The organism is Rhodococcus sp. UNC363MFTsu5.1 (assembly GCF_000686785.1).
In the GTDB taxonomy this organism is placed as follows: Bacteria; Actinomycetota; Actinomycetes; order Mycobacteriales; family Mycobacteriaceae; genus Rhodococcus_G; species Rhodococcus_G maanshanensis.
In genome coordinates this window covers 43,063-50,832 of record NZ_JMLO01000037.1, presented here as the reverse complement: position 1 = coordinate 50,832, position 7,770 = coordinate 43,063, and the positions used below count along the sequence as shown (strand labels likewise).

The following is a 7,770-nucleotide window of genomic DNA, read 5'->3' as shown; positions in this document are numbered from 1 at the left end:
CCAGAGGCCGAGGGTTTTGAGTTGATGGTGGTACCGGCAGAGGCATTGCAGATTGCCGGGGATGGTCCAGCCACCGGCGATGGGGTCGTGGGCGCGGTATTCGATGATGTGGTCGAGTTGGCATCCGGCGGCGGGTCGGGTGCAGCCGGGGAATCGGCAGTGCCCGTCGCGGGCGTGGACGAGCGCGGTGGTCGTGGCGTCGGGGCGGTAGGTGAGGGCGCCGCCCGGTGGGGTGGTGTGGCCGCCGTGTCCGTCGGGGTGTTCGGGTCTGGCCAGGGTCGGGTGGCTGGGGGCACCCCCTGCACGAAGTGCTTGGGGGACGATGGCGGCGAGGATCGCGTCGGTGATGGTGCCGATGCTGGTCGGGGGCGGTGGTGGCGACGTGCGTGGTCGCGGTGGAGCCGGCGTCGCGTATTCGGGGACGTACCCGGCTTTTCGGCGGCTGCCACGGGCGAGGAACGAGCGCAGGCAGAACCGCGGTGGTAGCGGTGGCGATGGGGGTGGTGTCTCGGGGTTGGCAGTGTTGTCGGTATCTGATTTCGACTCAACGTCATCGGGTGGGCCGGTGGCCGTGCAGGACTCGGCTGCGCCGGGGTTGGCGTCCTCGCCGTGAGTGACCAGCCCGAGTTCCTCGGCCAGGTTCAGTGCCTCGGTGAGCAGGGCCTGCCACGTCCCGTCCGCGGCCAGTGTGCGTGCCAGCTCGGGGTCGATCAGTCCGTGGCCGTGCAGGTACGCGGGCTCCGACAACAGTCCGAGCAGCGTCGCGACATCAATGGTGACCTGCGTCAGCGGCGCCCGCCTGCCGGGCAACGTGGTCCGTCCGGCCTGGGCGCAGTCCTCGCGCCCGCAGCTGCACTGCAGGTGGGGCTCGCCGTGCATGATCGCCAGCACCGCATCCACAAGCCGACACTGCCTGCCACGCTTGTCGAACGGACACACAGTGGCCGCGAACTCGGCGACCAGCTGCGGCGACCAGCTGCATCACCTGCTCGGCCTCCTCCGGGGACACGGTGACCTCGATGGTGGAGGTGTTCCCGCGTGAGCGTTTGACGATCCGGCGCCCCAACTCCTGCGCGGTGTTTCGTTGCGCGGCCGCCTCCTCCGTCGAGAACTCCGAGACCAGCCGACCGATTTCCCCGGCCAACGGTCCCGGTGTCAGCTGTCGTGCGGCCGCCACGATCCCGGGCTCCAACGCGGCCACGGTCTCCGGCTTCAGGCCCGTCGTCTCGCGGGCGATGGCCCGCACCCGGGGCAGGTCCAGCTCACCCGATTCGAAAGCGGCGCGGGCAAGTGGCAGGCGCAGCCGCAGGTCCATGCCCAACGAGGCGTACGACTCGGCGACGGTCTTCGAGCAGCCCATCCGCACCGACAGCTCCGCGATCGCATTGTTGCCGCAGTCGACGATGTCGCCCGACCCCAACCGCACATCGCGTTCGATCCACGACTCCCAGAACCGGCCCGCCGCCAACACCTTCCGCGCCGCGAACCGATTCTCCGCCCGACAGGACACAGTCACCTCGTCGAGAGCGGCGAAATCGGCCAGCAGCGAGGCGACCTCCACCTCGGCACCCGATCTCACCCCGCCGCCACTCTCGAACATACATTCGATTCTACGTCGAGGGTCCGACACAGAGGCTGGACTTCGGTTCAGCGGAAGGTGGCGGCGGCGGCCTGGACCCGCTCGAAGTGGGCGCGACGACGTTCGTCGGTTGTGTAGGGCAGGTTGTCGTTGCCCTTGGTCATGCCTGCGGCGCCGTCGATCATCTCCCGGACGATGTCAGCATGACCGGCGTGTCTGGCCGTTTCGATGTTCATGTGCACCAGGATCTGGTGCAAGGTGACATGCGGCTCGGGCCATCCGGGGGCGAAGCCTGGTGCGTCGAGGTCGAGCGCTTCGAATGTCTGTCCGGCGTGCTCCCACGATCGTCTGTAGAGACCGTTTGTGATGAGGTCCGTCGATTCATCGGGCGCAGCCCACATGTCAGCATTCACCGACGTGCCCGGCAGGGCCCACGGCAGCTCGATTGGGGCAGGGCGGCCGAAGGCATATCCGAAGTAGCCGAATTCGCACGCCGCCAGGTGTTTGACGAGTCCGAGAAGGTTCGTGCCGGTCGGTGTCAGGGGACGTCGAATGTCGTACTCAGTGAGGCCATCCAATTTCCACAGGACAGAGTCGCGCAGCACCTGAAGTCGATTGATCAGGTCGGACTTATATGCCTCTTGCGGGGTCACGACGGCAGCCTATCGCCGGACTCGGTTGCCGAAAGCAAACCGCCGGCCGAGTGATCTCGGCCGGCGGTTGCGTGGAGAGGGTCAGCGCGCGGCGTTGCCCAGGTCGATCGGCATGTTGATGCCGGTGATGTGATGCGCCTCGTCGGAGGACAGGAACGCCACAACGTTGGCCACGTCCTCGGCCGTGCTGAACCCGTCCGGGATCGAGGCCATGAAGGCGGGCGCGAGGGTGTCGGCGAAGCGCTCCATCAGCGGCAAGACATCGCTCATCACCATGCCGGTTGCGACGCCGTACGGGTGCACGCTGTTGACCCGGATCCGGTGCATGCCCAGCTCGTTGGCCATGGTCCGGGTCAGCCCCGCCATGCCGGCCTTGCTGGCGACATAGTGGCCGAAGAACGGTGCGCCCTTGAGGCTCGACACCGAGCTGGTGAGGACGATGGAGCCGCCCTCGCCCTGCTCGATCAGCTTCGGGATCGCGGCCTTACACGTGTAGAACGCGCCGGTGAGGTTGACGTCGATGGTCTCCTGCCACTGCTCGGGGGTGATCTCCCAGGACAAGGCCGCCGAACAGATGCCGGCGTTCGCGACCACGGCGTCGAGTCGGCCGAACGCCTCGATGCCCGCATCGAGCGCCGCGGTGACCGCGGCGAAGTCGCGCACGTCTGCCTTGGTGGCGACGATCTTGCGGCCCTGTTCTTCGACGAGACGGACGGTCTCCGCCAGGTCCTCCTCGGTGGCGCCCTCGTACGGGGTGGAGTCGAACTTCTTGCACGCATCGAGGGCGATGATGTCTGCACCCTCCGAGGCGAACTTCACAGCCTCCGCCCGGCCCTGCCCGCGCGCCGCGCCGGTGATGAATGCGACCTTGCCCTCGAACCGATTCCCCATTGCTTGTTAGCCTCCCGCTGCGGTGTGAACGTGTTACAGATCACGGTAGGCGAAATTCCGTCATCGTGTGTCGGATCGTCTCGGTCAGTGGACGGAGAGCTGGTCAGGCGCGGGCGAGCAGTGCGACCGGTAGTCGGCCGAACAGTTCCTCGGCCGCAATCCTGCCGGTGAACACGTGACCGTTCAGTCGGTCGGTCCAGGTGCCGGGAGGCAGCGCAACCGATGTTCCGCGCCACCCGTGCTCGGACAGCGTGAAGCTGTGCCGGGTGGCCACCGCGATCACGTCCTCGCCGCGCAGGAACCCGACCAGATGGGAGGCGGCCGCACCCTCGGCGGTGACGGGCGAGTAGGTGCCGCCGACGAAGCTCGACGGGCGTTCGCGGCGCAGCCGCAGTGCCGTCCGTGTCACCAGCAGCTTCGCGACCGCGTCGACGGCCGACACCGGCCGCGGGTCGGCCGCCAGCCGACGCCGCACGCCGAAGTCCACCGGACGCCGGTTGTCCGGGTCCACCAGCGAGTCCTCCCACAACTCGGTGCCCTGATACACGTCCGGGATGCCCGGCCCGGCCAACTGCAGCAGCTTCTGCCCGAGCGAGTCGATCCGGCCGTGCGGCGCGAGGATCCGGACGAGATCCGACATCGATGCCGCGACCGGACCATCGATCACCTCGTCGATCCATGCGTGCACCCGTGACTCGAAGGTCGCGTCCACGCGTTCCCAGGACGTCCGGACACCGGACTCCCTGGCGGCCTTCGTCGCGTACGCGTGCAGTCGTGTACGCACCGTTGCGTCCGGGACGCCGACGACCGGCCACACCCCGAACATCGTCTGCCACAGGAACAGTCCGGGAGCGGGGTCCGGGCTCGGGGCGAGCTCCTCCCAGGCGCGTACCGATCGGGACCACAGCCCCGCCGCCTGCGACAGCACGCCGATCCGGGCCCGCACGTCCTCGCCGCGCTTGGTGTCGTGGGTGGACAGCGTCGTCATCGCGGCCGGCCAGTCCCGCGCCCGCCGGGCCTGCGCGAGGTGGAACTGCGCCACCGAGATGCCGAACCGGCCCGGGTCGCCGCCCACCTCCTGCAGACAGATCAACCGTGCGGTCCGGTAGAACAGGCGGTCCTCGACGGCCTTGGCCATCGCGGCGCCGCACACCTGCTGCAGCCGCGCCGCCGCCTCGCCCTCCGCGAGTACCGCCGCGGACAGCGCCGACAGCGCCCCGGCGAGCTCCCGATGCTCCTCGGACACGACGTCGATCGCCTCGCCGAGCGCACCGGACGTCGGGCCGTAGTCGGTGCGGTAGTAGGGGATGAGCGCGAGGACCTCCACCACGGCCGAGGTCACGGCATCCGGGTCGATGTCCGAAGGGGCGTCGCGCCGGACCGCGCCGACCAACCGTCGGACCTCCGGGGCCAGGCCGCCGCGCAGCACCTCGCGCTTGAGTGCGCGCTCGGCCCGCCGCAGCGATTCGGCGTCGCCGCGGTCGCCGGTGCGCTGCAGGTGCAGGTCCGTCAGCTCCCGTTCGCCCGCGCGGTCGAGGAACACCGCTGTCAGCTCGCCGAGCGCGTCGTAGCCGGTGGTGCCGTCCACCGGGAGCGCGGGGTCGAGCGGTTCACCTGAGGCCAAGATCTTCTCGATCACCAGCCACCGGTCCGGTCCGAGCAGCTCGCGCAGTCGTCGCAGGTAGCCCGCCGGGTCCGTGAGCCCGTCCGGGTGATCGATCCGCACCCCGTCGACGAGGCCGTCCGACACCCAGGTCCGGACCTCGCGGTGGCTCGCCTCGAATACCGCGGGGTCCTCCTGGCGGAGAGCGGCGAGCTCGTTGACGGTGAAGAAGCGCCGATAGCCCACGCGGCCGCTACGCCAGTCGACCAGCTCGTACGCCTGCCGCGAGTGCACTACCGCCGCATCGCCGCCGTCGGTGCCGGGGGCGATCGGGTAGCGGTGGTCGTAGTAGGCGAGCATCGGCTCCTGGCCGGTCCGGTCGATCCTGAGCGCTTCGTCGTCGCCGAGCGCAGGTACCGCGAATCGTCCCTTGGCCCAATCGATGTCGAAGTACGACGCGTACGCCGACCCGGGGCCGTGCTTCAGCACGTCCCACCACCAGCGGTTCTGGCTAGCGTCGGCGACCCCGACGTGGTTGGGCACCAGGTCCACTATCAGCCCCATGCCGCGTCCGCGCAGTTCGGAGGCCAACGCCACCAAGGACTCCCGGCCGCCGAGCGCAGGTGACACTGAGGTCGGATCGGTGACGTCGTAGCCGTGGGTCGATCCCGTCGCCGCGGTCAGCACGGGGGACAGGTACAGGTGGGAGGCGCCGAGATCGTCGAGGTAGTCCGCCAACTCCCTGGCATCGGCGAGGGTGAACGCGTCCCCGCGCAGCTGCAGCCGGTACGTCGCGGTGACCGCGGGCACGGTCATGGAACCGAGCGCAGCACGACGACCGAGCGCGGCGCCACCTTCATCGTCCCGCCGCCGCCGACCACCGCGTCCACGAGGCCGGTGCCGGTGGCCGTGTCGAGCGCGACCGCCCAGTGTGCGCCGTCGCCGTCGTCGGGGACGGTGAACTCGAGCGCCTCGTCATGGGCGTTGAAGCACAACAGGAACGAGTCGTCCACCACGCGCCTGCCGCGCTGATCGGGTTCCTGGATGCCCTCGCCGTCGAGGTACACCGCCAGCGACCGGCCGAACCCGCTACCCCAATCCTCCGCGGTCATCTCCTCGCCCGCCGGTGTCAGCCAGGCGATGTCGCGGATCTGCTCCCCGGACCGGATCGGGCCGCCCTCGAGAAACCGCCTGCGGCGGAACACCGGATGTGCGGCCCTCAGCGCGATCACGTTGCGGGTGAACTCGACCAGGTCCGCGTTCGTCTCGGCCAGCGACCAGTCCATCCAGGCGAGCGGTGAATCCTGGCAGTACACATTGTTGTTGCCGTGCTGGGTCCGGCCCATCTCGTCGCCGTGCGCGAGCATCGGGGTGCCCTGGCTGAGCATCAGGGTGGCCAGCAGGTTCCTCTGCTGACGGGCCCGCAGCGCGAGGACCTCGGGGTCGTCGGTCGGGCCCTCCACCCCGCAGTTCCATGATCGGTTGTGGCTCTCGCCGTCCTTGTTGTCCTCGCCGTTCGCCTGGTTGTGCTTCTCGTTGTAGGACACCAGGTCCGCGAGGGTGAAGCCGTCGTGTGCGGTGACGAAGTTGATGCTGGCGCTCGGCCTGCGCCCGGTGGCCTCGTACAGGTCGGACGACCCGGTCAGGCGGGAGGCGAACTCGCCCAGCGTCGACGGTTCGCCCCGCCAGTAGTCGCGGACGGTGTCGCGGTACTTGCCGTTCCATTCGGTCCACAGGCCCGGGAAATTGCCCACCTGGTAGCCGCCCTCGCCGACGTCCCACGGCTCGGCGATCAGCTTGACCTGGCTGACGATCGGGTCCTGTTGCACCAGGTCGAAGAATGCGGACAGCCGGTCCACGTCGTGCAGTTCGCGGGCGAGGGTGGACGCCAGGTCGAAGCGGAATCCGTCCACGTGCATCTCGGTCACCCAGTACCGCAACGAATCCATGATCAGCTGCAGCGTGTGCGGGTGCCGGGCATTGAGGCTGTTCCCTGTGCCCGTGTAGTCCATGTAGTGCGCGAGGTCGCCCTCGACGAGGCGGTAGTACGCGGCGTTGTCGATGCCGCGGAAGTTGATCGTCGGACCCAGGTGGTTGCCCTCGGCGGTGTGGTTGTAGACCACGTCGAGGATCACCTCGATGTCCGCCTCGTGGTACGCCCGCACCATCGCCTTGAACTCGGTGACCGCGCCGCCCGCCTTGGTGGATGCGGCGTAGTCGGCGTGCGGGGCCAGGAACCCGAAGGTGTTGTAGCCCCAGTAGTTCCGCAGCCCGAGGTCGAGCAGGGTCTGGTCGTGCATGAACTGGTGCACGGGCATCAACTCGATCGCGGTGACCCCGAGGCCGCGCAGGTGGTCGATGATCGCGGGATGCGCGAGGCCTGCGTAGGTGCCCCGAAGCTCCTGCGGCACAGCGGGATGGGTGGCCGTCATCCCCTTGACGTGCGCCTCGTAGATCAGCGTGTCGTGGTACGGCCGGCGTGGTGCACGATCGGACGCCCAGTCGAAGAACGGGTTGATCACCACGGTGGTCATGGTGTGACCCAGCGAGTCCGCGCCGACCGTGTGGACCGCGGGATCCGCATCGAATCCGCCGTCGAAGGCCTTGCCGTACGGGTCCAACAGCAACTTGCTCGGGTCGCAGCGCTGCCCGGCGTCCGGGTCGTGCGGGCCGTGCACCCGGAATCCGTAGCGCTGACCGGGTGCGATGGCGGGCAGGTAGGCATGCCAGACGAAGCCGTCGACCTCCTCGAGCGGCACCCGGGTCTCGGTGCCGTCCTTGGCGATCAGGCAGAGCTCGACCGCGTCGGCCACCTCGGAGAACAGCGAGAAATTGGTCCCCGCGCCGTCGTAGGTCGCGCCGAGCGGATAGGCGCTGCCCGGCCACACCGCGATGGCCGGGCTCTCCGTGTGTGCCATGACTCGACCCTAGCCCGCGCCGGTCGAGCGCTCCTGTCGACGCCCGGGGCCGGCGCCGGCAGGGCGCCGGCAGATCGGTATGTGCGATTCACACAATTCACTCGCCTCCGTTTGGGTATTCGTGCC

General features: G+C 69.0%; 4 protein-coding genes and 2 pseudogenes. All 6 read right to left on the bottom strand.

Annotated features, from left to right (window positions below):
• Positions 1-900: pseudogene (locus BR31_RS32510) on the bottom strand (HNH endonuclease); the annotation flags it as partial.
• Positions 901-988: 88 nt separating this feature from the next.
• Positions 989-1,600 (bottom strand): annotated as a pseudogene (locus tag BR31_RS32505) (DUF222 domain-containing protein); the annotation flags it as partial.
• Between the two features lie 47 nt (positions 1,601-1,647).
• Complete coding sequence (locus tag BR31_RS0123220) at positions 1,648-2,232, bottom strand: DinB family protein (RefSeq protein WP_027503079.1); 585 nt, start codon at positions 2,230-2,232, stop codon at positions 1,648-1,650.
• An 81-nt stretch (positions 2,233-2,313) separates the two neighbouring features.
• A complete protein-coding gene (locus BR31_RS0123215; RefSeq protein ID WP_027503078.1) occupies positions 2,314-3,123 on the bottom strand; it encodes a mycofactocin-coupled SDR family oxidoreductase in 810 nt (269 codons plus the stop codon).
• Positions 3,124-3,226: 103 nt separating this feature from the next.
• Positions 3,227-5,542, bottom strand: coding sequence for a malto-oligosyltrehalose synthase (treY, locus tag BR31_RS0123210; RefSeq protein WP_027503077.1), 2,316 nt, complete (start codon positions 5,540-5,542; stop codon positions 3,227-3,229).
• Positions 5,539-7,644, bottom strand: a complete 2,106-nt coding sequence (gene glgX, locus BR31_RS0123205) for a glycogen debranching protein GlgX (RefSeq protein ID WP_027503076.1) — start codon at positions 7,642-7,644, stop codon at positions 5,539-5,541. The genes treY and glgX overlap by 4 nt, the downstream gene beginning before the upstream one ends.
• Positions 7,645-7,770 lie beyond the last annotated feature (126 nt).

Bases quoted from the DNA above. Each gene is read 5' to 3' on its own strand.
- BR31_RS0123215 (WP_027503078.1), bottom strand. From the start codon at position 3,123: ATGGGGAATCGGTTCGAGGGCAAGGTCGCATTCATCACCGGCGCGGCG.
- treY (WP_027503077.1), bottom strand. From the start codon at position 5,542: ATGACCGTGCCCGCGGTCACCGCGACGTACCGGCTGCAGCTGCGCGGG.
- glgX (WP_027503076.1), bottom strand. From the start codon at position 7,644: ATGGCACACACGGAGAGCCCGGCCATCGCGGTGTGGCCGGGCAGCGCC.